Genomic DNA, 24,150 nt, shown 5'->3' on the forward strand with positions numbered 1-24,150 from the left:
CGGGAGGGGGACGGCACATGGTCGGCACGCTCGAGTGGGGCCCGGCGAACGGACGTCTCGACCTGCTGGCGGGCTCGGTGGCCGCGGCGATCGGCGGCCTGCCCGGCGCGGAGGCCGCCGAGATCGATCCCGACCTCGCCGACACGGCGGCGTTCTGCGAGCGCTACGGCGTCCCCCTCGAAGCCAGCGCCAACTGCGTGGTCGTCGCGGCCAAGCGCGGCGGCGAGGTCTCGTACGCCGCCTGCATGGTCCTGGCGACCGGCCGCGCCGACGTGAACGGCGTGGTCCGCAAGCACCTGGGCGCCCGGAAGGCCTCCTTCGCGCCGATGGCCGACGCCACGTCCCTGACCGGCATGGAGTACGGCGGCATCACCCCGGTCGGCCTCCCCGCGGGGTGGCCGATCCTCGTGGACGAGGCCGTGGCCGCCTCTCCGCACGTCGTCATCGGCAGCGGCCTGCGCAAGTCCAAGATCCTCCTGCCGGGCGGGGCCCTCGCCGGGCTCCCGGGCGCGGAGGTCATGGCCCTGGCGCAGTGAGCGGGGAGGCCTTTCAGCCGGCCTACCCCGTGGGCGGGACCGAGTCGACGGCGTAGCGGACGCCGCCGACGGCCTCGGCCCGGTCGAGCAGGGCCCGGTTCGCGGCGAGCATCGCGGCGACGGGCGCGCAGCCCGGTGAGGCGGTGCGCAGCACGCTGAACAGGACGGGATCGTCGGGCGCCGCCAGCATCGGGACGCGGTCGACCCGCAGCGCCTTGACGAGGATCACGCCGCTGAGGCCGAGATCCGCCGGGGTCATTCCGGCGACCGTCTCCTCGATCACCGCCGCGGCGGCGGGGCCGGGCAGGAACACCATGCCCCACGGGTGCGGGCGCGCCCACTCACCGAGCGCGACCAATTCCGCCACGTCGGGACGCAGCCGGTCGGCGAAGTCGGCGTAGGAGAGCTCCTCGGTCTCCGTGGTGCCCGGAGGCGGTTCGCCCGGTCCGTACAGGACGGCCTTGGCCTCGTACGCCCAGCCGGCATCGGAGGGCTTGACCTGGCCCGAGATGTGCTCGGCCGGGGTCTCGCGCTGGAAGCGCAGGAGGGCCGCGGCGTCCCGGCACGGCACCGTGCAGGACAGCACCCGCTCAGGCGCCGGGACGAGCCGCAGCGTCGCCCCGGTGATCATGCCGTGCCGGCCGAGCCCGCCGCGGACCGCGTCGAAGACGTCCGGGCGGACGGCAGGCGAGCAGGCGACGGGCTCCCCGTCCACGACGACGTCCAGGGCGAGGACGTTGTCGGCCTGCGTCCCGTACCGGTGGGAGGTCCCGCCGACGCCGCCCGCCGAGATCGTCCCGCCGACCGTGACGTCGAGGTGGTCGGTCAGGACCGGCGGGGTGAGCTCGAGCGGCAGGGTCGCGGCGAGGACCGCGCGCCAGCTCGTCCCGGCGCCGACCACCGCGCGGTCGGGGCCGACCTCGTGCACGCCCGCGAGCCCGCTCAGGTCGACCGAGACGCCCGAGGTGAGCGACTGCCCGTAGGTGGAGTGTCCGAGGCCCCGTGGCACCGCTTCGAGGCCCTGCGCGGCGGCTTCGCGGACCGCCGACGCCGCCTCCCGGGCCGTGGCCGGCCGGACGGTCCGCGCGGGCGTGCGTTCGACGATCCCCCCGAAGTCGCGCATGCAGTGATTTTAGTTGGCATGAAAACAGTCTTGAGGTTTCTAGATGGTCTGAATTTGAATCACTCTGCCCGCGTCCCCCGGGACGCTCGAACCTCCGACCGAAGGAGATGGGGAATGCTCCCACCCCGCCGTCACCCCGCACTGCCCGACGCCGGCCTGCTGATCGGCCGGATCGCGGTCGGGGTGGTCTTCGTCGCGCACGGCTGGCAGAAGCTCACCGACGAGGGCCACGCCGCCGTCACCCGCTCGTTCGACCACCTCGGCATCCCGCTGCCGGGCCTCGCCGCCGTCTACGGGACCTGGGTCGAGCTGCTCGGCGGCCTCGCGCTCATCGCCGGCGTCCTGGTGCCGCTCGCGGGCGTCCTCATCGCCCTCGACATGGCCGGGGCCTTCTGGTACGTCCACATGGGCAAGGGCCTGTTCAACCAGGAGGGCGGCTACGAGTACGTGATGGTCCTCGGCGCCGCCTGCCTCCTCCTGGCCTTCACCGGCGCCGGACGGTTCTCCCTGGACGCCGTCCTGTGGGGGCGCCGCGGTCGCGAGGAAGTCCCTGCCCGGCGCTCCGTGAACGCCTGATACACCGGGCCCCCGCGGTCGCGCGGGGGCCCACGACTGTGATCTAGGTAACTTTCGCCGCCCGCGGCGCCGGACGGCGTGACCGCGGCGTCAACAGCGGTCACCTGCCTGGAAAGGAATATGGCCCGCTCCAATCCGCCGTCCGCGCCGCCCCGGCCGTCTGACATCCCCCTTTGCGGGCATCGGGTCCTTTACGTCGAAGTGACAAGATGTTCCCGATGACCGTTTCTGGGCATGAGTGAGCGCTGAGAGTTCCCTGGAGAGGCGGGTCGCAGAGTGTCGCGCGGTAGTGAGTTCGTTGTGGTGGCCAACCGGTTGCCGGTGGACCGGAACGTCGGAGCCGACGGCGTGCCGCGCTGGCGGCGCAGCCCTGGCGGGCTGGTCAGCGCGATCGCCCCGGTGATGAGGCGCAGGCAGGGCACGTGGATCGGCTGGACGGGCGCGCCGGACGAGGAGCTGGAGCCGTTCGAAGAGGACGGCATGTCGCTGCATCCCATCGCGCAGTCCGCGCAGGAGGTCGAGCTCTACTACGAGGGGTTCTCGAACGCCACGCTGTGGCCGCTCTACCACGACGTCGTCGCCCCGCCCGTCTACGACCGGGCCATGTGGGACGCCTACGTCCGCGTCAACCGGCGCTTCGCCGAGGCGGCGGCGAAGGTCGCCGCGAAGAACGCCATCGTCTGGGTGCAGGACTACCAGCTCCAGCTCGTCCCGCAGATGCTCCGCGAGCTGCGTCCCGACCTGCGCATCGGCTTCTTCCTGCACATCCCCTTCCCGCCGGTGGAGCTGTTCTGGCAGCTGCCGTGGCGGCGGCGGATCCTGGAGGGGCTGCTCGGCGCCGACCTGGTCGGATTCCAGCTCCCCGGGGCGGCGGCCAACTTCGTGCGGCTCTGCCGGCGGCTCCTGGACGCCCGCTTCCTCAAGCAGGACGTCTTCTGGGACGACCGCGTCGTGCGGGCCCGCGCCTTCCCCATCTCGGTGGACGTGGGCGAGCTGAACGACCTGGTCGGGCGCGAGGACGTCCAGGAGCGCGCGCAGGAGATCCGCACCGACCTCGGCGACGCGACCGTGCTGCTGGGCGTCGACCGGCTCGACTACACCAAGGGCATCACGCAGCGGCTCCAGGCGTTCGGGGAGCTGGTCGAGGAGGGCCACATCAAGCCCGGCCAGGCCGTCTTCGTGCAGATCGCGACGCCGAGCCGGGAGCGCGTCGAGCAGTACCAGCTGCTCCGCGAGGAGATCGAGCAGCTCGTCGGCCGGATCAACGGGGAGCACGGCGAGATCGGGTTTCCGGTCATCCATTACCTGCACAGCTCGTATGACCGCGCCGAGCTGACCGCGCTGTACCTCGCGGCGGACGTGATGGTGGTGACCCCGCTGCGCGACGGCATGAACCTGGTCGCCAAGGAGTACGTGGCCTGCCGCAAGGACCTGCGGGGCGCGCTCGTGCTCAGCGAGTTCACCGGGGCCGCCGCCGAGCTGAAGCGCGGCGCCTTCCAGGTCAACCCCTACGACATCGACGGCCTGAAGAGCACCCTGATGGCCGCGCTGAACGCCGAGCCCGCCGAGCAGGCGCGGCGGATGCGCGCCATGCGCCGCCGCGTCATCGAGCACGACGTGGACCGGTGGGCCCAGGCGTTCCTCAGCGAGCTGGAGAACCCCGCCCGGCCGGCTCCGGCCGAGCAGACTACCGCTGTGCTGGAGGGCTGAGGCGCAGGTCGAAGGCGGCCCAGACGGCCTTCCCTCCGGTCGCGAGGCGCGCCCAGCCCCAGGAGTCGCTGACCGCGCCGACGACGACGAGGCCGCGGCCGCCCTCCGCGCACCGGTCGGGCTCGCCCGGTACCGGCTCGGGCGCGCCCGCGCCCGGGTCGGTCACCGACACGACCAGCCGCCTCGGGTGGCCGATCAGGACGAGCTGGATCGGGCACAGCGGCAGCGGCTGGGGGATGCCCTCCAGGCCGTGCCGCAGGGCGTTGGTCACCAGCTCCGACACGGCGACGACCACGTCCCCGGCATCGTCGGCCAGGCCCCACGCGTCCAGCGTGACCTGGGTGAACTCGCGCGCCGACCGGGGCGCGGTGATCTCGGCGGGGAGCACCCGCCGGGCCGTGCGCGGGGTGCCCGCGTGCGGGGCCGGCCAGAGCCCGGCGAGGCCGGGGACGGCGGCCGGGACGCGCGCGGCCTGCTCGTGGACGTTCGGGCCGAGCGGCATCGGCGGGGCGTCGGGCCAGGGCGTGCGGACGGCCGAGACGTGCCGCGGCCGCGCGCCCCCCATGGCGGCGTGGGCTGCGACGTCGTCTGCCTGGTCAACGGTCATGGTCAAACCTCAGAGGCGTGCGGGTTGGTCACCGGCGAGCGTTCGCTATCTTGCTCCCCAAGTCGTGCAGATGCAAGGCCGTCTGCATGAACGAATGCAAGAACGAATGCACGTGCATCTCGTACCATGGTGTGGGGTGGGGCGAGATCGCGGTCTCCCGGGACAGGGAGGCCGAGACGCCTAGAGGGGGCATTGATGGACGGCCACCACCAGATGTCGGACGTCCGGCGCAACGGGCTCGTCTGGCAGAAGAGCCGGCGGAGCAACCCGTCCGGGAACTGCGTCGAGATGGCGGAACTTCCCACCGGGGAGATCGCCGTGCGCAACTCCAGGGACCCCGAGGGAGCGATCCTCGTCTACACGCGCGAGGAGGTGGAGGCGTTCGTCGGGGGAGCCAAGGACGGTGACTTCGACCACATCCTCATCTGACCCGGCAGCAAACCGAACGGGATTCCATTTACCGGTCCGGCCAGGTAGGTTGCGGCCATGCATCTGGGGCAGATCGCCGCTCGGACGCCCGACAAGCCCGCCGTGGTCATGGCGGGCTCCGGGCGGGTCGTCACCTTCCGCGAACTGAACGAGGAGTCCAACCGGCTCGCGCAGCTGCTCCGCGCGGAGGGGCTACGGCCGGGGGACCACATCGCGTTCATGATGGAGAACCATCCGCTCTACCTGGCCGTCGCCTGGGCCGCCCAGCGGTCCGGGCTCTACTACACCGCCATCAGCTCGCGGCTCCAGGCCGAGGAGCTCGCCTACATCGCGGGCAACTGCGAGGCGAAGGCCTTCATCACCAGCGCCGCCACTGAGGTGGCGGCGCAGTCGCCGCCGGACGTGCCGCTGCGCCTGATGCTCGACGGCACGGCACCCGGCTACGACTCCTACGAGGAGCGCGTCGCCCAGCACCCGCCCACGCCGATCGAGGACGAGTGCGAGGGCATGGACATGCTCTACTCGTCCGGCACGACCGGCCGCCCCAAGGGCGTGAAACCGCCCCTGTCGAAGGCGCCGATGGGCGAGGCCGGGCCGCTGTACCAGCTCCTGGCGTTCCTCTTCCAGCCCGACGCCGACTCCGTCTACCTCTCCCCGGCGCCGCTGTACCATGCCGCGCCGCTGAGGTACTCGCTCAACTTCCACCGGTTCGGCGCCGCCGTCGTCGTGATGGAGAGGTTCGACGCCGAGCAGGCCCTCGCCGCCATCGAGAAGTACCGCGTCACGCACAGCCAGTGGGTGCCGACCATGTTCATCCGGATGCTGAAGCTGCCGGAGGAGACCCGCGCCCGCTACGACGTGTCGTCGCTGCGCTGCGCGGTGCACGCCGCCGCGCCCTGCCCCGTGCCCGTCAAGGAGCAGATGATCGCCTGGTGGGGGCCGATCCTGCACGAGTACTACGCCGGCACCGAGGGCAACTGCTTCGTGTACACGAACTCCGAGGACTGGCTGGCGCACAAGGGCACGGTCGGCCGGCCCATCCTGGGCGAGGTCCACGTCTGCGGCGAGGACGGCCGGGAACTGCCGCCCGGGGAGCCGGGCACGCTCTACTTCGGCAACGGCCCCGTGTTCGAATACCACGCCGACGAGGCGAAGACCGCCGCGTCCCGCGACCCCTGGGGGCACGGCTGGACGACCCTCGGCGACGTCGGCCACGTGGACGAGGACGGCTTCCTCTACCTCACCGACCGCCGCGCCTACATGATCATCAGCGGCGGGGTGAACATCTACCCGCAGGAGGCCGAGAACGTCCTCGCGGTGCACCCGAAGGTCGCCGACGTCGCGGTGTTCGGCGTCCCGGACGCCGAGATGGGGGAGGCGGTCAAGGCCGTCGTCCAGCCGCTGTCCATGGACGACGCCGGCCCCGAACTGGAGGCCGAGCTGATGGCCTACTGCCGCGACCGGCTCGCCCACTACAAGTGCCCGCGCTCGGTCGACTTCCGCGCCGAGCTGCCCCGGCACCCCACGGGCAAGCTCTACAAGCGGCTCCTGAAGGACGAGTACTGGGCGCACGCGCGCCCTGCCACGGCCTGAGAGCGCCCTGAACGGCCAAACCCCGGCCGGGGCCCCTTGGGGGTCGGCCGGGGTTTGGAACGCGCCAGGGGCGTTCTAGTGCATCGGCATCGGCGCGTCGACCGCGGGGGCCTCCGGCTTCTTGCGCGGCAGCAGCAGCGCCGGCAGGAACGCCAGGAGCAGCAGCCCGGCCGAGTACCAGTAGGTGTGCTGGAACGCGTCCGCCATCGGCCCGGCGATCTTCTGCATGACCGCCGGCGGCACCTTCTCGGTGCTGCCGATCTCGCCGCCGGCCCCGCCGCCGAGCTCGGACACCAGCCGGTTGGCCAGCAGCACGGAGATCATCGCGGTGCCGACGGAGGCGGACACCTGCTGGATGATGTTCAGCATCGTGCTCGCCCGCGGAACCTCGTCGTGGACGAGGGTCTGGATGGCCGCCGCCATGGTCGGCATCATCGTCATGCCCATGCCGAGGCCCATCACGAACAGCGCCCCGCCGAGGGCCCAGTAGGAGGTGTCGGCCTCCAGGATCGAGGCGAAGCCCGACACCGACGCCACCACGATGAGCATGCCGACCAGCACGACCCGGCCGGGGCCGATCCGGTCGGTCAGCTTGCCGCCGATCGGCATCGTGATCATCGCGCCCAGGCCCTGCGGGGCCAGCAGCAGGCCGGACTGGAGGGCGCCCTCGCCGCGCACGGTCTGGTAGTACAGCGGCAGCAGCAGCATGGCGCCCATGAACGCGATCATGAACAGCACCATCGTGCCGGACGCGGCCGCCACCGAGCGCCGCTTGAGCAGCCGCAGGTCGATCAGCGGGTTCTCGGCCTTCAGCGCGCGGAACACGAACCCGAGCACCAGCACGGCGCCGACCGCCCAGAACACCAGGGCCTCGGTCTTCAGGAAGTCCTTCAGCTCGGCGCCCTTGGCCACGCCGTAGATCAGCGAGGCGAGGCCGGGGGACAGCAGGAGCAGCCCGATGAAGTCGAGCCGCTCGGTCTTCTTCGGCTGGTCGCGCTTGAGGATCCGCGCCGCCATCACCAGCGCGACGATGCCGATCGGCAGGTTGATGAAGAAGATCCACCGCCACGACACGTCGTCGACGAGGTAGCCGCCGATGATCGGGCCGAGGATCGGGCCGAGCAGCATCGGCACGCCGACGATGCTCATCACCTGGCCGACCCGCTGCGGGCCCGCCGCCTGGGTCAGGATCGTCATGCCGGCCGGCATGATCATGCCGCCGCCGAGGCCCTGCAGCACCCGGAAGGCGATCAGCGACTCGGCGGACCAGGCCATGCCGGCCAGCATCGAGCCCGCCACGAACAGCCCGATCGAGATCATGTAGAGGCGCTTGGTGCCGAACCGGGCCGAGGCCCACCCGGTGATCGGGATGACGGTGGCCAGCGCCAGGGTGTAGCCGGTCGCGACCCACTGGATCGTCGCCAGCGAGGTCTCGAACTCCTTCGCGAGGTCGTTGATCGCGACGTTGACGACCGTCACGTCCAGGATGGACATGATCGCCCCGAGGACGACCACCATGGCCGCCGCGAGCACACCGCGGTCCAGTCCTCCTCCGGCGTCGGATTTCTCCAGCGGGCCGTCCGCCATCTTGGGAGATGCGGGAGCGGTCAACTCTCTTCCAATCGTCAGGGCCCGCATGTGGGCACGCGAGGGCCGTGGGCACGTAGCTCAGGGGGTTTGCTCAGGGCTTGCCTAGGTACCGCCGCAAAATACTGCAGCGACTGACACTTTCGCGAACGATTAAACCCTGGGCGCTCCGGGAGTATTCCAGCGGGGTCCGACAAATCCTGCCTGCTCTGCGCCCCTCACCCTCCGACCTCCACCGCACTCGAGGTCAACGAAGTGTGACGGACGCGACATCCCACCCTCCCTCCGCCTGCACGCACCCCAGACGGACCGCCGCCGCCCCCGAAACTCATCGCTCCGCGCGGGCCCTTCCGGCGCCCCGCCCGGGGCCGGGTGTGCTCCCGGCCCTACTTCGCGGGCAGGCTGAGGGCGTGGTCGAGTCCTCGGTCCACCCATGCGGCCACGTCGGACGGCGTGGCGCAGGCCTCGGGCTCCACCGTGATCCATCCCCGCATCGGGTGGCCGCGCATGACGGTCGTGGAGGTGCCCGGCTCGGCGAGCATCGCGTCGTGGTCGTCAGGGGAGACCCGGACCATCAGCCCGCCCCGACCCCTCACGACGACGGCCATGTTGCCGTTCACCATCCACGCGATCCCGCCGAACATCCGCTTGGGCGCCGCGTCCCGCCTCGCTCCGAGCAGGTCTTCCACCCGATCGGCCAGTTCCTTGTCGTAGCTCACCACGGCATGCTCCCCCTCTCCCCGGACCGCATGTGCCACCCGGATCTCCCTCCGCCGGGGGCGGTGGAGCGACGTCAGGGGTGGCGCTGGAAGCCGTCCTTGGTGCGGAGGCCGTAGCCGAGGGCGCGGTCGAAGGAGATGTGCGCCATCCATCCGCAGAGGGCGGCGAAGATCGGTGCCCAGTTCAGCGGGGTGACCGTGTAGACCACCATCAGCGCGAACGGCACCAGCGCCCGGTGCAGGGAGTTGTAGTACGGGACGGCGCGCGGAGGGAGCTGTCCGGGCTGCACTGTGCGGGCCTTGCGCAGGCCGGCGAGGAAGGCCAGGTCAGGGACCACGAAGAAGGTCAGGGCCAGGATCACCGCCGGCCACCCGTGGTTGACGCCTTCGAGGACGGCGAAGGCGGCCCAGAAGAGCGCCCCGGCGAACCATGCGGCGCGGCGGACGTTGCGAGCGCCGGAGGCCCTGCCCGGCGCGGTGACTGTGCTCATGACGACGACCTCCGAAGTATTGGCTAACGTCATTAGCCAAGGTAAAGCTAAGGTCGTTAGCTGTCAAGCTATAGAGCAGTCGACCAGGCTCGGCGGCCGCCTGCTCGCGTCGCGCCGCCTCGGCGGCGGCCGTGCGGTAGTTCGCCGCACGAACTGCCGGGATACGCTGGGCGCGTGGGCAAGGATGATGAGGGACGGATCGGCGTCGTGGGGGCACTCGTGCGGGGCGCGTTCCTCGTGAACGCCGTTTATGCCGAGTCGGCGCGGGAGTACGGCCTCACCTCGCAGCAGGGGCAGTTGCTGTGCGTGCTGATGAGGCGGCCCCTGGGGATGGGGGAACTGGGCGCGATGCTCGGGCTGGCCAAGTCGAGCCTCACCGGCCTGGTGGACCGCACCGAGCGCAACGGCCTGGTGCGCCGCGAGGCCGACCCGAGGGATCAGCGCGCGGTCAGGGTCGCGCTGACCGAGCGGGGGAGCGGGCTCGTCGAGGAGTTCTACGCCGAGACCTGCCGGCGGGTCGACAGGCTGCCGGAGGGCCTCAGCGAGGCCGAGCGCGACACGCTCGCCGACCTGCTCGGACGCGTCGTGCTGGAGAACGACGTTCCGGTGGTGTTCGCGGAACCCGACGAGGGGGCCGCCCGCAGGCACTGAGAGCGCCCGCCTCGGGGCGGGGTTGCAGTTCGCAGTACGAACTAATATTGTTCGTATCACGAACTGCAATTCCTGTCCGCGGGAGCGTGCAATCATGAGCAGTACGGTCGCGGTCGATCAACAGCGGATACCCGGCCGACGGGCGCCTCACCGCCCTCACCCCGCAGGGCCGGGTCCCCGTCACCGAGACCCTCAACGTCCGCGGGCACGAGCACGTCTACGCGATCCGCGACATCACCGACATCCCCGAGTCCAAGAGGGCCGGGTACGCGATGCAGCACGCCGAGGTCGTGGCGGAGAACATCGCCGCCCGGCTCCGGGGCGAGCGGCCCGCCGCCCGCTACCGGCCCGCGCCCGATCCCATGATTCTGCTACCCCTCGGGCCGCGCCGCGGCGTCGGCCAGCTGCCCGGACCCGACGGCCCGCAGGTCGTCCCGGCCGAGACGGTCGCCGAGTACAAGGGCGCAGACCTGTTCACCGGCCGCTTCGCCGACCTGTTCGGCAAGGCCTGACGACCCGCACGACGAAAGGAAGAACGATGTCAGTACAGCGGCCCCTTTTCGGGTTCGGCGCGCACACCGTCATCGAGGACGCCGCCGGCCTCCTGCGCATGGCCCAGCAGGCCGACCGGGACGGCCTCGACCACTTCTCCCTGTCCGACCACCCCTACCTCGGCGACCGCGTGGACGCCTACGCCGCCATCGGCTTCGTCCTGGGCCGCACCGAGCACATCGCGGGTCTGGCCAACGTCACGAACCTGCCGACCAGGCCGGCTCCCATGCTCGCGCGGACGGTGACGTCCCTGTCGGCGCTCTCCGGCGGCCGCGTCGTCCTCGGCATGGGCGCGGGCGGGCTGTGGGACCGGATCTCCGACATGGGCGTGCCGCGGCTGCCCGCGGGCGACGCCGTTGACGCCTTCGAGGAGGCGATCGTCCTGGTCCGGAAGCTGGCGGGCGGCGGCCCGCCGGTCACCCACCGGGGCCGCCACTACCGGGTGGAGGAGATCGAGCCGGCCCCGGTGGCCGCGCCGCCGGTGTGGACGGGGTCGGTCGGCCCGAAGTCCCTCGCCGCGACCGGCCGGGTCGCCGACGGCTGGATCCCCGGCCACGCGGCGGACTGGCTCAGCGAGCGCTACCGGACGTCGCGGCCGGTCATCGACGAGGCCGCGGCGGCCGCCGGCCGCGACCCGCGCGAGATCGGCACGATCTTCAACCTCCCGGGGCGCATCACCGACCGCCCGCTGCGGGCCACCCGCGACCGCGACGGGCGCTGGATCGGCGGCTCTCCGGAGCAGTGGGCCGAGGAGCTGACCCGGGCGGTCCTGGAGCACGGCGCGTCCGGTTTCACCCTGTTCTCGCCCGAGGGCGGGACGCACGACCTCGCCTCCGTCGGCCGCTGGGGGCAGGAGATCGCCCCCGCCGTCCGCGAAGCGGTCGCGAAGGAGGCCGGCGGCCGCCCCGCACACGAGGCACGGCGCTGAGGAGCGGCCGGGGCGGACTAGGAGCCGAACAGGGTGCGTTCGACGTGCTGCGTGTCGGTGTACTCCCGGACCGACGTGATCTTGCCGTTCCGAACGGTGAACACGCCGAGGCACGGGTTGTCGTAGGCCGCTCCGCCGCGGGCCGTTCCCCGCGACGTCCATTCCGCCACGACCCGGTCGCCGTCCGCGACCACACCGGTCAGGGCGACCTCGGGCTCGCCCCCGGGCTGGAAGAGCTGTCCGGCGCCTCCGAGGAAGCCGTCGACGATCGCGTCCCGGCCCTTCCAGGTGCCGCTCAGCGGAAGGTCGCCGGGGTAGGTCCAGCTGGCGTCGTCGGTGAAGCTCGCCTTGATCGTGTCCAGGTCGCCGTTCGCGACCGCCTCGACATAGCGCCTGACAACGGACGCGGGGTCGTCGCTCAGCCGGGCGGCGAGCCAGTCGAGCGTCTCGGGGAGCCAGAGCCAGCGGCAGTTCTCCAAGAGGTGGTTGCCCTCGGGGATCAGCACGTACTCGCCCTTCGCCGCCCGGCGGGCCAACTCCTCGCCGTTGGCGACGCCCGGGATGACGTCCAGCCCGCCGTCCAGGACGCGGAGCGGCTGCGGCACCGGGGGAGCGGTCACCCGGCGGGCGAACTCGCGGGCGGCCGCCTCCCCGCCCGTGCGCAGGACGAAAGACTCCGTCACGTACGGCGGCAGCTCGTCCCACGTGATGGCGGTGGGCCCGCTCACGGTGACGACGGCGCCGATCCGGGGCTCGTGCCGCGCGGCGGCGGAGGCGAGGAAGCCGCCCATGCTGAGCCCGATCAGCCCGACGGCGGAGGGCAGGCCGTCGACGGCGTCGAGGGCCTGTGCCACGACCCGCTGGTAGTCGGGTTCCCAGACACCGCGGACGGCGAGTTCTCCCTGGCCGGGCCCGTCGATGGCGAGCACGGCGAGACCGCGGTGCACGAGCGCGTCGGCGATCGGCATGAACTCGACCTTGCCGGAGTTCATGCCCGGCACCAGGACGACCAGAGGGGCGTCCGGGGACGGGCGCCGGAGGACGCCGGTGAAGTCGGGGCCGGTGAGGTGCTCGGCGTCCGGCGCGAGGACGGCGAGCGAACGGCGCAGGGCGTCGGCGGACGCGGCGGTGGCCCGGCCGTGCTCGGCGAGGTCGGGGTTCGGCAGCACCGTGGCGAAGTGGAACCACAGCGCGGCGTCGCGGAACGCCTCGCCCGCCGAGCGCGGCAGGTGCGCCTTCTCCGCGCGGGCGAGATGCTCCCGCCCGGTCCGCGCGAACGCGTCCGGCCACTCGTGCAGGGAGGTCAGGGTGGCGGTGACCGCGTCGTACTGGTAGGGGTCGATCCCCGCGGCGATGGCGCGCGACCGGTTGACGGAGGCGAAGGGGGCGACGGGCTCGTCGAAGAAGGCGGTCATCGGTTCTGCTCCAGGGTGAGGACGGCGTTGCCGCGGACGCGGCGCTCGCGGAGGTCGGTGAGGACGGCGGCGGTCTCGCTCCAGTCGGCGACGCGGCCGAGCTCCGGGTGGAGGCGCCCGGCCGCGGTCAGCCGGACGAGCGTGGCGAGATCATCCCCGTACGGGGCGCCCGCGTAGTGGAAGTGCCTGATGGACGCGGACTCGGGGCCGTCGAAGAAGTCGAAGAAGTCCAGCGTCACGGGCCGGCGGCTCGCCTGCCCGAACCAGATGAGCGTGCCTCCGGCCGCCGTGCGCGCCAGCGCGAGCGGCAGGGCGTCCCCGCCCGTGGACTCCAGGACGACGTCGAAGGGCCCGGCCGCGTCCCGCACATCGTGGACGACCGCGGCGCCCAGTTCGGCGAGCCGCCGCCCGCGCTCCGGGGACGCCGTGACGGCGGTGACCTCGGCTCCCGCGCCGGCCGCGAGCTCGACGAAGTAGTGCCCGACGCCGCCGGACGCGCCCGTCAGCAGGACGCGCATCCCGGCCGTGGCGCCGGACGCGCGCAGCAGGCGCAGCGCGGTGAGCCCGGCCAGCGGCAGCGCGGCGGCCGACTCGACGCACACGGAGGCGGGGATCTCGGCGAGCGACGTGGTCGGGACGGCGACGTACTCCGCCCAGCCCGCCGACGGCGGATGGCCCACGACCCGGCTGCCGGCCGCGGGCCCCGATCCGTCGGCGGCGGCCTGGACGACGAGGCCCGCGACGTCCTTGCCGGGCCGCCAGCCGGGCCGGTCGGACTCCAGCTGGAACGTCTCGCCCCGGTTCACCGAGAACGCCGCGACCTTCACCAGCGCCTCGTCCGGACGGGGGACCGGCTCGTCGACCTCGCCGAACGCCACCGAGCCCGTTTCGGGAAGGAGTGCTCTCATGCCCCGCAGGAAACCGGGCGGGCGCCGGGCCGGTCCAACAGCCGCCGGGCCGGGTTGACAACCACCGGTTGTCGCCCACGATGAGGGGCATGGACCTCGACCTCGGCCAGGTGCGCGCGTTCGTCGCCGTCGCGGGCCACCTGCACTTCGGGCGGGCCGCCGAGGAGCTGTCGATCAGCCAGCAGGCGGTCTCCAAGCGGGTGGCGAGGCTGGAGGCGGCGCTCGGAGTCGCGCTCTTCACCCGCGGGAGCGTGGAGCTCACCGGAGCGGGGCGCCGCTTCCTGGAGCCGGCGCGGGAGGCGCTGCGGGCCGCCGAGGCAGCGGTCGGCGCGGTCCACGCCGCCGGCCGGCCGCTGCGGCTCGACGTCTGGGGGCACCTGTACGGCCCGGCCCGGACGGTCGCCCCGGTGATCGAGGAACGGCCGGAGCTCGACGTCGAGCTCGGCATGAGCCGCGACCTCCCCGCCGCGGCGGCGGCACTGCTGCGCGGCGACATCGACGCCGCGTTCGGGCGCGTGCACCCGCCGCTGCCGGACGGGCTGGCGCACCGCCTCGTCCGGCTCGAACCCGTGGACGTCCTCGTCGCCGCCGGGGATCCGCTCGCCGCCGCGTCCGGCGTCCGCCCGTCCGACCTCGCCGGACGCCACCTGTGGTTCCCCGCGGCCGCCGACCGGCTCGACTTCATCAACCGGTTCTGCGAGGAGTTCGGCGTCCGCGCCGTGTCCGGCGGCGCCAACCTCGGGGTGGAGCACCTGCTGGCCGGCCTGCCGGCCGAGCCGGGACGGATCACGCTGTTCCCCGCCGACGCCCCGCTGCCCGGCGCCCCCGGAGTCCGGGCGGTCCCCGTCGTCGACCCGACCCCGCTCTACGCCTGGTCGCTGATCTGGCCGCGTCAGTCGCCGCACCCGATGCTCACCGCGCTGGTCAGCGGGTTCGCCGAGTACGGGCGGCGGCACCGCTGGCTGGAGTACGACCCGGCCCGCGACTGGCTGCCCGGCGAAGCGCCCCCTCCGGCCCGCTAGCCGCCGGGCGTGCGGAGGCGGGCGTAGACGTCCCCGGAACGGCCGCGCGGACGGATCTTCTCCAGCCGCCGGCGCAGCTCGGACGCGTCGAGCCAGCGCGGACTGGCCAGCCGCATCGTCTCGATGGGGGAGTAGTTGTAGACGTAGTCGCCCAGCCCGTCCACGAGGCCCAGCGCCTTCAGCGAGGCCTCGTGTGCCGACGGCACGTACTCGAACGACAGGGCGGGCAGAGGCCGGGACAGCCCCGCCAGCACGTCCGCCTCGAAGCCCTCGACGTCGATCTTGCAGAAGGCCGGCACGCCGTGGGCGGCGATGAGATCGTCCAGCGTCGTCACGTCGACGCCGATCGAGCGGTCCCACCGGACGCGGGCGAAGCTCTGGTCCGTCGTCACCGCGTCGATCCAGCCGGGGGACATGGAGGACACCGTCGGCGTCGCGGTGGACATGGCCAGGCTGGCCCTCCCGGACTCGGCCCCGACGGCGCCCGGCACGACGGTGACGTCGCGGTCGCGGCCGAAGAACAGGTTCAGGACGCGCAGGCAGTCGGGCTGCGGCTCCACCGCGACCACCCTCGCTCCGAGGCGCCGCCAGGTGCGCACCCGCCCGCCCACGTGGGCGCCGATGTCGAACGCGAGGTCACCGGGACCGAGGAACTCGCCGTAGAGGCGCATCGCGCGCCGGTGCTTGCCCGGCACCCCGTAGTACATGAGCAGGGAGCGGGCGATGCCGTACGCGCGCAGCAGCATCCGCCGACTGTATCGCGCCGGACGCCCCGCGGCCGCGAGCGAAGCGCGGCGCGTCCGGCCGGCCGGAAGGCGCCATCGCCGGTGCGGGGCCGAGCCCCCGCCGGGGAGAGCGCTGTTACTTTGGCGATCATTCTTGACCAGACGAGAATGTGTCTTATACGGGCATGTTCAATTTCCCTTGCCGCCTGATTTGCTGGCGTGTGTTTCACTGTTTCCTGGCGATCTGGCGACGGCTGTTCTAGGGGCGATGCGGCCATTGTCGCATTTACCCGAAAGGGGAAAAATGGGCGCATATCGAAGGGTGTTCCTCGGCGCGGGGGCGTTCGCCGCCCTCTCCGCGGCGGGAATGGCCGCGGCCTCGCCGGCGGTGCCCGCGCGGGCGGCGAGTCCTGGCCGGGCCGAACCGATGGCGGCCCACCAGTTCCAGGCCGATGTGCTGTGCGACACCGGGGAGCTCAAGTCGGCGATCGAGACCGGTAACACGAAGCCCGCCGCGACCATTCGGCTGGCCCCGAACTGCACGTACGGCTACACCACCGCCAACGGCCCGGCCTCGGCGCTGCCGCGGATCACCGGCAGGATCACCCTGGTCGGCCAGACGGGGACGCGGATCGTCCGGGACCCGTCCGCCACCGAGAAGTTCCGCGTCGTCGACGTGGCCCCCGGCGCCACTTTCGAGGCGACGAACGTGGCCTTCGAGGGCGGCGACGTCGACGGTGAGGGCGGCGGAATCAACAACGACGGGACGTTGTACCTCTTCCGGTCGGGCATCAGCGACAACAAGGCGACCGGCGACGGAGGGGGTCTGTCGAACGGGGCCGGCGCGACCGCACTGATCTCCACCACGAGCACGATCAGTGGCAACACCGGGGTCAGCGGCGGGGGAGTCGCCAACTCCGGCGACCTCAGACTCGTGACGACCCGCATCACGGGGAACACCTCCCCGCAGGACGGCGGCGGCGGCGTCTACACGAGCGAGACCGGCAAAACGACCATTTCCTCCAGCCGCATCGACAACAACTTCGCTGAGTTCGCGGGGGGCGGCGTCCTGAACTACGGCGTCACCGCGCTCTACGGCGTCGTGATCGAGAACAACCAGAACTCCGCCGCCCAGGGGTTCCCGGGCGGCGGCGTCTACAACGTCGTCTACAACATCCCCACCCCGGGTGTCGTGACCTCCGTGGGTTCGACCATCAGGGCGAACATCCCGGACAACTGCTACCCGCCGGGCACCATCCGCGGCTGCGAGCCGTAGACCGGACCGCGGCTCGGTCCCGGTCCACGGCACGCTGGGAGAGCGATGACCGCTCACTGCCTCGATGCCGACGAGGCGCCGGCCGGCCAGGGTACGGCTTCTTCGCGGAGTCCCCTCCTATCCGATGACGTAGGAGAAGGCGTCGATCTTGGTAGCGGTACCGCCCGCGGTGTTGACGACCACGTCCACGGGGCTCAGGACGCCGGGACCGGCGGGGGCCAAGGCGACGATCTCGGTCTCCGAGAGGGTGTTGGCGACGGCCTGGTAGCCGCCGAAGGTGACGGTGATGGAGTTGCTGACGAAGCCTGTCCCGGTGATGGTCACCTGGGTGCCCACGATGCCGAAGGTGGGTAGCGAGGTCGCGATCGTCGGTGTGTCGTAGGCGACGAACCGGCCGGTCAGCGTCGCGTTGCCGCCGGCGGTGCGGAGGGTGGCGTCCACGTATTGGAAGTAGGGCGAGCCGCCCACCTGGGCGATGGCGGCGGGGACCGCCTGCACCGCGTTGTCGGTGGTGGCGGACGCGGTCACCGGTGTGGCGTCGAACGTCGCCTGGTTGGCGGTCAGGAGGTGGTTGCCCGTGATGGTGATCGCAGGGGGCGCGGCAGCCGATCCTTCGGCCGGACTGAGGCCGCAGACGTACGGCGACGGGATGTAGTAGAAGGGCAGCGTGTTGCTCCAGACGCCGGCGTTGTAGACGGCGACGGCGACCACTCCGCTGCCGGTCGGAACGGTGCAGGTGGCCGTCGTGGCGGTGGTGGCGCTGGGAGTGGCCTGGGGGCCGTTGGTGCCGAACCTGACCCTGGTGGATCCGGCCAGGCCCGTCCCGGTGACGGTCAGGGCCTGGGGTGCGTTCCCTTGGTTGGTCGCTTGCGGGCCGCAGGAAAGGGAAATGATGACGGGTGCCATTGGTGGATCTTCTTTCTGGGGTGATCTGTCGGTGCGCGAGCGCGTCTCAAGGAATGCCGGGTACCCGGCAGCGCCGGTCATCCTGCGGGCTTGTGGGGCGGCCTACGGCTCAGTCGTAGGTGTACGGCACGGCGGGAGAACTGGATGCCAGCCTGTTCGCCACGGAGACCAAAACGGTTTCGCCCGAGCTGCCCTCCGGCGCGATGGCGGTGATCTGGAAATCGGAGATGACGGTGAAGGGGACGATGTCGGCACCGAAGAGCACGGTGTCGACATCGGTCAGGTTCGAGCCGTTGATGACGACGGAGTTGCCGCCGAAGGCCGGGCCGTGGTCGGGGGCCAGGCTGCTGACCGACGGGACTCCCATGTAGGTGTAGGTGCCGCACGTCCCCGCCCCGCCCGTCCCGCAGGGTGCGTTGACCGATACGTCGACCGTGCCGGTACCGGCGGGGACCGTGGCCGTGATCTGGCTGTCCGAAACGACGGTGAAGGCCAGGGCGGCGGCCTCGCCGAACCACACCGAGGTCACCGTCGACAGACCCGTGCCGTTGACGGTGACCGTGTTCCCCCCTTCGAGGGGGCCGACATCGGGGTCGACACTGGTGACACCGGCCGGGCCGGTACTGATGTAGCTGTAGAGCACCCCCGACTGGCTGCTGCCGCGCGGAGTGGTGACGATCACGTTGACCGGGGTCAGTGTGTATGCGGGCGGCGCCGTCGCGGTGATCCTGGTGTCGGAGTTGAAGATGAAGTCCGCGTTGGCCGTGCCGAAGCGGACACGCGTCACTCCGGTGAACCCGTGCCCGGTGATGAACACCGGGTTGCCGCCCGAGGACGGACCGGAAAGCGGGTTCAGGCCGCTGACCACTGGGAGAGCGATGACTGATCACTTCCTCGCTGTCGATGAGGCGCCCTGGCCGGCGCCGGCCGGCCAGGGCGCGGGTTCTTCGCGGAGTACCGTTCCTTACGGGGTGGGGTAGGCGAAGCCGCCGGTCAGGGTGTCGGTTCCGCCGGCAGTGGTGACAGCCACGTCCTGGGATCCGGTGAGGGTTGGGTCGCTGGGGGCGGTGGCGGTGATCTGCGTCTCCGAGATGGCCGTGGCCGCGGCCTGGATCCCGCCGAAGGTGACTTCGACGAAGGGCCCCACGTATCCCGTACCGGTGATGAGCACCTCGGTGCCCGCGTCGCCGCTGGAGGGGTCCACGGTGGTGATCGTCGGTGCGTCGTAGGCGATGTAGGCGTCGTTCAGCGTCGCGGTGCCGCCGGCGGTGCGGAGGGCCACGGTCACGCTCTGGAAGTAGGGCGGGGCACCCACCTCGGTGATGCTGGTGGGTGTCGCCTGGGCCGCGTTGTCGGTGGTGGAGCTCGCCGACACCGGTGCGGCGTCGAACGTCGCCTGGTTGGCGGTCAGGAGGTTGTTGCCCATGAGAGTGATCGCCGGGGGGTCGGTCGCCGGCCCGTCGGCCGGATTGAGGCCGCAGAGGCTCGGCGTGGGGATGTAGTAGAAGGTCAGGGAGTTGCTCCAGACCCCGCCGTTGAGGACGGCGATGGAGACCACTCCGCTGCCGGCCGGAACGGTGCAGGTGACCGACGTGGCCGTGGTGGCGCTGGGAGTGACCTGAGGGCCGCTGGCGCCGAATCTGACCTTGGTGGATCCGGACAGGCCGGTCCCGGTGATGGTCAGGGTCTGGCCGGCGTTTCCCTGGTTGGTCGCCTGTGGGCCGCAGGAGAGGGAGGTGATGACGGGTGCCATGATGGATCTTCCTTCTGGAGTGGTCTGACGGGGTTCGAGCATGCGCCCAGGAATGCGTGGCTGCCTTTTCGTTTTCTTGGACGCAGGCGCGGCTGGCGCGGCATACTTGAAGGCCGCGCCGGTATTGGGCCTTGCGGTGAGTTTCTTGCGAAGGCGTGACAGGCCGGGGAGATTCCTGTTCGGAAATGGCGGGAAGGTGCACCCGGTGAAGATCGCAGATCCTCGCAGGTCTCGGGCGGGGACGCCTGTGGCGCGGTTACTCTGAGCGGGAGTCCTGAGTCAATTACTGACCCCCCTTGTGATCGATATTTACTCTAGGTCCAACTCAGAGAATACCCTTCGGCAAACTGCATTAAAAGCGAGTCGAGCGCAGATCATGAAAGGCGTAGTGTAGATCTTTTTGCTTCGCGGATCGATCGATAGAGCAAATGCCATAAAAGGGATATAGCAAGGGCGGGGGGAGAGGTGGCGCCCCTGCGCCGCTCATCGGCGGGGAGGCTCGACCGAAGGTGTGAAGGGCGCCATGCATCAATAAGGGCGCCCCTGAGGCAGGGGCGCCCTTGGCGCGATTCGGCGGCCGGGCCGCGGGGAGCGGGCCGGCCGCCGGGGCGGGTCAGGTCAGGAGGTCGGGAGGCCCAGGGCGCGGGCGATCAGCATGCGCTGGACCTCGGAGGTGCCCTCGCCCACTTCGAGGATCTTCGCGTCGCGGTAGAAGCGGCCGACGGCGTACTCGTTCATGAAGCCGTAGCCGCCGAACACCTGCGTGGCGTCGCGGGCGTTGTCCATGGCGGCGTTGGAGGCGACCAGCTTGGCGATGGCGGCCTCCTTCTTGAAGGGCTCGCCCGCCAGCATCTTCGCGGCCGCCGCGTAGTAGGCGAGGCGGGCGGTGTGCGCGCGGGTCTCCATGTCGGCGACCTTGAACTGGATGGCCTGGTAGCGGCCGATCTCCTTGCCGAAGGCCTCCCGCTCGCGGACGTAGCGCAGGCACTCGTCCACGCAGCCCTGGGCGAGGCCGACCGACAGCGCGGCGATCGCGATGCGGCCCTCGTCCAGGATCCGCAGGAACTGGGCGTACCCCCGGCCGCGCTCGCCGACGAGGTTCTCCGCCGGGACGCGGACGTCGTCGAAGGACAGCTCCCGCGTGTCGGACGCCGACCAGCCGACCTTGGAGTACTTGCGGCCGACCGTGAAGCCGGGCGTGCCGTTCGGGACGATGATCGTGGAGATCTCGTTCTCGCCGGTGAACGCGGTCACGGTCACGAACGCGGTGATGTCGGTGCCGGAGTTGGTGATGAACGCCTTCGAGCCGTTGATCACCCAGGAGTCGCCGTCCAGCCGGGCCGTGGTGCGCATGCCGCCGGGGACGTCCGAGCCGCCGCCCGGCTCGGTCAGCCCGAAGCCCGCGAGGCGCTCGCCCGAGGTGAGCTGAGGCAGCCACCGCTCCTTCTGCTCGGCCGACCCGAACCGGTAGATCGGCATGGCGCCCAGCGACACCCCGGCCTCCAGCGTGATCGCGACGGACGAGTCGACGCGCGCCAGCTCCTCCAGGGCCAGGCAGAGCGTGAAGTAGTCGCCGCCCATGCCGCCGTGCTCCTCGGGGAACGGGAGCCCGAACAGCCCCATCTTCCCCATCGCGGCGACGATCTCGTAGGGGAACTCGCCGCGCTCGTACAGGTCCCCGATCACCGGGGCGACGCTCTCGCGGGCGAACCGCTCGACCGTGCGCCGCAGCTCCTCCTGCTCCTCGCTGAGCGTGAAGTCGATCATTTGCGCTACTCCGATTCAGGTGACAGGGCTTGGACTACGCGGGACGGGCTTGGGCGGCCCAGGTGGCCCGCCATCCAGCGGCTCGTGGCCGCGAGCCCGGCGAGGTCGACGCCGGTCTCGATGCCGAGGCCGTTGAGCATCCAGACGAGGTCCTCGGTGGCCAGGTTGCCGGTGGCGCTCTCCGCGTACGGGCAGCCGCCGAGGCCGCCCGCGGAGGAGTCCACGACGGTGACGCCGGCGCGGAGTGCGGCCAGTGTGTTGGCGAGGGCCTGGCCGTATGTGTCGTGGAAGTGGACCGCCAGCCGGTCGGTGCCGATGCCCGCCTGCGTGAGCGCCTCGATGAGCGCGGTGACCTGGCCGGGCGTTCCGACGCCGATGGTGTCGCCGAGGCTGAGCTGGGAGCAGCCCATGTCCATCATCCGGGACGCGACGGACACCACCTGCTCGACGGGCACGTCGCCCTCCCAGGGGTCGCCGCACACCATCGACACGTAGGCGCGCACCCAGAGGCCCTCGGCGCGCGCGCGTTCCACGACCGGGGCGAACATCGCGAGGGACTCGTCCACGGTGCGGTTGAGGTTGCGGCGGGCGAACGTCTCGGTCGCGCTGCCGAAGATCGCGATCTCGGTGACGCCGTTGGCGAGCGCCCGGTCGAGGCCGCGCTCGTTCGGCACGAGGACGGGATACCGCAGCTCGGGGGAGCGGGGCAGGATGTCCAGCAGCTCCTCGGCGTCGGCCAGCTGCGGCACCCACTTGGGGTGGACGAAGCTGGTCGTCTCGATCGTGCGCAGCCCCGCGCCCGCCAGGCGGGTCACGAACTCCGCCTTCACCTCGGCGGGGACGACCGCCTTCTCGTTCTGCAGCCCGTCCCGCGGCCCGACCTCGTAGATCGTGACCCGCTCGGGAAGGCCGGAGAGGGGTACCGGCACCGTCATGCCTCCTCGATCACGGCCAGCACCGCGTCGAGCGCGACCTGCGCGCCCGCGCGGACCGGCAGCTTCGCCACGACGCCGGCGAGCGGCGCGGTGACGGTGTGCTCCATCTTCATCGCCTCGACGACCACGAGGGCCTGCCCGGCCTCGACGCGGTCACCCTCGGCCGCCTTGACCGCCAGGACCGTCCCGGGCATCGGGCTGCGCAGCACCCCGTCGCCCGCGGCCGCGGCGTCGGCGCCGCCCTCGGCGCGGACGTGCTCGCTCAGCGCCCACGCGTGCCCGTCGCGCCCGAGCCACAGGGTGCGCCCGTCCCGGGCGCTCGCGAACGAGGTCGTCCTTCCACCGTAGGTCAGCGTGAACGGCCTGGTCAGCGACGCGGAGACCGGCTCCTCGCCGCCGACGGCGACGCGCGCGGACGCGGCCCTGCCCTGGACGCGGACCTCCACCGGGTCACCGCCGGACGGGGTGATGATCCACGGCGCCCAGGCGTGGGCGCCGGGCCGCCAGCCGTCCGGGACGTCCCACGGGTCGTCGCCGGACTCCAGGTCGAGCATCCGCTCCAGCGCGGCGGCGGCGAGCACCTCGGGCGGGACGGACGCGCCCGCGACCAGCTCGTCCAGGGCGCGCTCGACCAGGCCGGTGTCGAGGTCGCCCGACACGACGGACGGGTGCCGCATGAGCGCGCGCAGGAACGCGACGTTCGTCGGGACGCCCAGCAGCGTGTAGGACGCGAGCGCGCGGTCGAGCTTGTGGAGCGCCTCGGCGCGGTCGGCGCCGTGGACGATGACCTTGGCGAGCATGGGGTCGTAGGAGCCGCCGACCTCCGTCCCGACGTCCAGCCCGGAGTCGACCCGCGCGGTCTCGGGCTCGCTCAGCGCGAGCACCTTCCCGCCCGTGGGGAGGAAGCCGCGGGCCGGGTCCTCGGCGTAGACGCGGGCCTCGATGGAGTGCCCGTCGAGCCGCACCTCGTCCTGCGCGAACGGCAGCGGCTCTCCCGCCGCCACCCGGAGCTGGAGCTCGACCAGGTCGAGGCCCGTGACGAGCTCGGTGACGGGGTGCTCGACCTGGAGCCGGGTGTTCATCTCCATGAAGAAGAACTCGTCAGGGCGGTCGGCCGAGACGATGTACTCGACCGTCCCGGCGCCCACGTACCCGACGGCCTGCGCGGCGGCGACGGCGGCGGCGCCCATCCGCTCGCGGGCCGCGGCGTCCAGCAGCGGGGACGGCGCCTCCTCGATGATCTTCTGGTGCCGGCGCTGCAGGCTGCACTCGCGCTCGCCGAGGTGCACGGCGGCGCCGTGCGCGTCCGCGAAGACCTGGATCTCGATGTGCCGCGGGTTCTCCACGAACCGCTCGGCGAGCAGCGTGTCGTCGCCGAACGAGCCGCGGGCCTCCCGCCGCGCGGACGCGATCGCCTCCGGCAGGTCCGCGGCGTCCCGGACGAGCCGCATGCCCTTCCCGCCGCCGCCCGCGGACGGTTTGAGCAGCACCGGCAGCCCGACCTCCAGTGCGGCGGCCTCCAGTTCGGCGTCGGACAGGCCGGGCTCGTCCCGCCCGGGGACGACGGGGACGCCGGCGGCCGCGACGGTCCGCTTCGCGCGGATCTTGTCGCCCATCGCGTCGATCGCCTCGGCCGGCGGGCCGATGAACACCAGCCCCGCCTCGCCGCACGCCCGCGCGAACGCCGTGTTCTCGGCGAGGAACCCGTACCCGGGGTGCACGGCCGAGGCGCCGGAGTCGCGGGCGGCCGCGATGACGGCCTCGATGTCCAGGTACGACGGGATCAGCAGGGCCTCGTCGGCCTCCCGCACGTGGCGCGCCAGGGCGTCGGCCCCGGCGTGCACGGCCACGGAACGGATGCCGAGCCGCCGCAGCGTGCGGAACACGCGGACGGCGATCTCCCCGCGGTTGGCGACCAGGACGCTGTCGAACATCAACACC

24 protein-coding genes are annotated in these 24,150 nt (G+C 71.9%); 10 read left to right on the forward strand and 14 right to left on the reverse strand.

All coding sequences use genetic code 11. The features are described 5' to 3' along the window. The first annotated feature begins 17 nt into the window (after positions 1–17). The gene (locus AB0C21_RS16505; RefSeq protein ID WP_500204970.1) at positions 18–536 is read left to right on the forward strand and encodes a YbaK/EbsC family protein; all 519 of its coding nucleotides are present in this window, start codon (positions 18–20) and stop codon (positions 534–536) included. A 22-nt stretch (positions 537–558) separates the two neighbouring features. On the opposite strand, the gene AB0C21_RS16510 is transcribed toward AB0C21_RS16505, so the two are convergent. Then, a complete protein-coding gene (locus AB0C21_RS16510) occupies positions 559–1,659 on the reverse strand; it encodes an FAD-binding protein (protein WP_500204971.1) in 1,101 nt (366 codons plus the stop codon). 114 nt (positions 1,660–1,773) lie between these two features. On the opposite strand from AB0C21_RS16510, the gene AB0C21_RS16515 reads away from it, so the two are divergent. Together AB0C21_RS16515 and AB0C21_RS16520 are read left to right on the forward strand one after the other, a co-directional pair. Continuing rightward, positions 1,774–2,235, forward strand: a complete 462-nt coding sequence (locus tag AB0C21_RS16515) for a DoxX family protein (RefSeq protein WP_353818767.1) — start codon at positions 1,774–1,776, stop codon at positions 2,233–2,235. A 303-nt stretch (positions 2,236–2,538) separates the two neighbouring features. Continuing rightward, complete coding sequence (locus tag AB0C21_RS16520; RefSeq protein WP_500204972.1) at positions 2,539–3,945, forward strand: alpha,alpha-trehalose-phosphate synthase (UDP-forming); 1,407 nt, start codon at positions 2,539–2,541, stop codon at positions 3,943–3,945. Here the strand turns inward: AB0C21_RS16520 and AB0C21_RS16525 are convergent. Further along, complete coding sequence (locus AB0C21_RS16525; RefSeq protein WP_500204973.1) at positions 3,923–4,552, reverse strand: ATP-binding protein; 630 nt, start codon at positions 4,550–4,552, stop codon at positions 3,923–3,925. The genes AB0C21_RS16520 and AB0C21_RS16525 overlap by 23 nt on opposite strands. Before the next feature lie 195 nt (positions 4,553–4,747). Here AB0C21_RS16525 and AB0C21_RS16530 point away from each other — a divergent pair, with 195 nt between their 5' ends. After that, positions 4,748–4,981, forward strand: coding sequence for a DUF397 domain-containing protein (locus AB0C21_RS16530; RefSeq protein WP_149257128.1), 234 nt, complete (start codon positions 4,748–4,750; stop codon positions 4,979–4,981). A 57-nt stretch (positions 4,982–5,038) separates the two neighbouring features. Then, positions 5,039–6,574 carry an acyl-CoA synthetase gene (locus tag AB0C21_RS16535; protein ID WP_500204974.1) on the forward strand — a complete coding sequence of 512 codons (1,536 nt, stop codon included), beginning with the start codon at positions 5,039–5,041 and terminating at the stop codon, positions 6,572–6,574. Between the two features lie 75 nt (positions 6,575–6,649). Here the strand turns inward: AB0C21_RS16535 and AB0C21_RS16540 are convergent, their stop codons facing one another. The 3 genes from AB0C21_RS16540 to AB0C21_RS16550 all read right to left on the reverse strand — a co-directional run bounded on the left by AB0C21_RS16540 (position 6,650) and on the right by AB0C21_RS16550 (position 9,371). Continuing rightward, positions 6,650–8,185, reverse strand: coding sequence for a DHA2 family efflux MFS transporter permease subunit (locus tag AB0C21_RS16540; protein WP_500204975.1), 1,536 nt, complete (start codon positions 8,183–8,185; stop codon positions 6,650–6,652). A 362-nt stretch (positions 8,186–8,547) separates the two neighbouring features. Beyond that, a complete protein-coding gene (locus tag AB0C21_RS16545; protein ID WP_500204976.1) occupies positions 8,548–8,880 on the reverse strand; it encodes a TfoX/Sxy family protein in 333 nt (110 codons plus the stop codon). A 74-nt stretch (positions 8,881–8,954) separates the two neighbouring features. After that, positions 8,955–9,371 carry a DUF4260 family protein gene (locus AB0C21_RS16550; protein ID WP_500204977.1) on the reverse strand — a complete coding sequence of 139 codons (417 nt, stop codon included), beginning with the start codon at positions 9,369–9,371 and terminating at the stop codon, positions 8,955–8,957. 174 nt (positions 9,372–9,545) lie between these two features. On the opposite strand from AB0C21_RS16550, the gene AB0C21_RS16555 reads away from it, so the two are divergent. From AB0C21_RS16555 to AB0C21_RS16565, 3 genes are all read left to right on the forward strand, one after another. Then, positions 9,546–10,022, forward strand: a complete 477-nt coding sequence (locus AB0C21_RS16555) for a MarR family winged helix-turn-helix transcriptional regulator (protein ID WP_500204978.1) — start codon at positions 9,546–9,548, stop codon at positions 10,020–10,022. 272 nt (positions 10,023–10,294) lie between these two features. Then, positions 10,295–10,534, forward strand: coding sequence for a hypothetical protein (locus AB0C21_RS16560; protein WP_500204979.1), 240 nt, complete (start codon positions 10,295–10,297; stop codon positions 10,532–10,534). Between the two features lie 26 nt (positions 10,535–10,560). Continuing rightward, the gene (locus AB0C21_RS16565; protein WP_500204980.1) at positions 10,561–11,502 is read left to right on the forward strand and encodes an LLM class flavin-dependent oxidoreductase; all 942 of its coding nucleotides are present in this window, start codon (positions 10,561–10,563) and stop codon (positions 11,500–11,502) included. A gap of 17 nt (positions 11,503–11,519) precedes the next feature. Here the strand turns inward: AB0C21_RS16565 and AB0C21_RS16570 are convergent, their stop codons facing one another. Continuing rightward, complete coding sequence (locus AB0C21_RS16570) at positions 11,520–12,917, reverse strand: alpha/beta fold hydrolase (protein WP_500204981.1); 1,398 nt, start codon at positions 12,915–12,917, stop codon at positions 11,520–11,522. Next, positions 12,914–13,825 carry a zinc-binding dehydrogenase gene (locus AB0C21_RS16575; RefSeq protein ID WP_500204982.1) on the reverse strand — a complete coding sequence of 304 codons (912 nt, stop codon included), beginning with the start codon at positions 13,823–13,825 and terminating at the stop codon, positions 12,914–12,916. The genes AB0C21_RS16570 and AB0C21_RS16575 overlap by 4 nt, the downstream gene beginning before the upstream one ends. A gap of 89 nt (positions 13,826–13,914) precedes the next feature. On the opposite strand from AB0C21_RS16575, the gene AB0C21_RS16580 reads away from it, so the two are divergent. After that, the gene (locus AB0C21_RS16580; protein ID WP_500204983.1) at positions 13,915–14,847 is read left to right on the forward strand and encodes a LysR family transcriptional regulator; all 933 of its coding nucleotides are present in this window, start codon (positions 13,915–13,917) and stop codon (positions 14,845–14,847) included. Here AB0C21_RS16580 and AB0C21_RS16585 read toward each other — a convergent pair. After that, positions 14,844–15,593: an FkbM family methyltransferase gene (locus AB0C21_RS16585; RefSeq protein ID WP_500204984.1), complete on the reverse strand. Its 750-nt coding sequence runs from the start codon at positions 15,591–15,593 to the stop codon at positions 14,844–14,846. The genes AB0C21_RS16580 and AB0C21_RS16585 overlap by 4 nt on opposite strands. Before the next feature lie 283 nt (positions 15,594–15,876). Between AB0C21_RS16585 and AB0C21_RS16590 the strand changes: the two genes are divergently transcribed. Beyond that, a complete protein-coding gene (locus AB0C21_RS16590; protein WP_500204985.1) occupies positions 15,877–16,848 on the forward strand; it encodes a hypothetical protein in 972 nt (323 codons plus the stop codon). 117 nt (positions 16,849–16,965) lie between these two features. Here the strand turns inward: AB0C21_RS16590 and AB0C21_RS16595 are convergent, their stop codons facing one another. The 6 genes from AB0C21_RS16595 to AB0C21_RS16620 form a co-directional block, all read right to left on the reverse strand. Continuing rightward, positions 16,966–17,754, reverse strand: a complete 789-nt coding sequence (locus tag AB0C21_RS16595) for an IPT/TIG domain-containing protein (RefSeq protein ID WP_500204986.1) — start codon at positions 17,752–17,754, stop codon at positions 16,966–16,968. Between the two features lie 109 nt (positions 17,755–17,863). Beyond that, positions 17,864–18,622: an IPT/TIG domain-containing protein gene (locus tag AB0C21_RS16600; protein ID WP_500204987.1), complete on the reverse strand. Its 759-nt coding sequence runs from the start codon at positions 18,620–18,622 to the stop codon at positions 17,864–17,866. 96 nt (positions 18,623–18,718) lie between these two features. After that, positions 18,719–19,507: an IPT/TIG domain-containing protein gene (locus AB0C21_RS16605; RefSeq protein ID WP_500204988.1), complete on the reverse strand. Its 789-nt coding sequence runs from the start codon at positions 19,505–19,507 to the stop codon at positions 18,719–18,721. Between the two features lie 618 nt (positions 19,508–20,125). After that, positions 20,126–21,274, reverse strand: a complete 1,149-nt coding sequence (locus AB0C21_RS16610; protein WP_500204989.1) for an acyl-CoA dehydrogenase family protein — start codon at positions 21,272–21,274, stop codon at positions 20,126–20,128. A 5-nt stretch (positions 21,275–21,279) separates the two neighbouring features. Next, complete coding sequence (locus AB0C21_RS16615; RefSeq protein ID WP_500204990.1) at positions 21,280–22,209, reverse strand: hydroxymethylglutaryl-CoA lyase; 930 nt, start codon at positions 22,207–22,209, stop codon at positions 21,280–21,282. Beyond that, on the reverse strand, positions 22,206–24,143 hold the full coding sequence (locus tag AB0C21_RS16620) for an acetyl/propionyl/methylcrotonyl-CoA carboxylase subunit alpha (protein WP_500204991.1): 1,938 nt from the start codon (positions 24,141–24,143) through the stop codon (positions 22,206–22,208). The genes AB0C21_RS16615 and AB0C21_RS16620 overlap by 4 nt, the downstream gene beginning before the upstream one ends. Positions 24,144–24,150: the final 7 nt, after the last annotated feature.

Origin of the sequence: Spirillospora sp. NPDC049024 (assembly GCF_040649235.1) — a bacterium.
Lineage (GTDB): Bacteria > Actinomycetota > Actinomycetes > Streptosporangiales > Streptosporangiaceae > Spirillospora.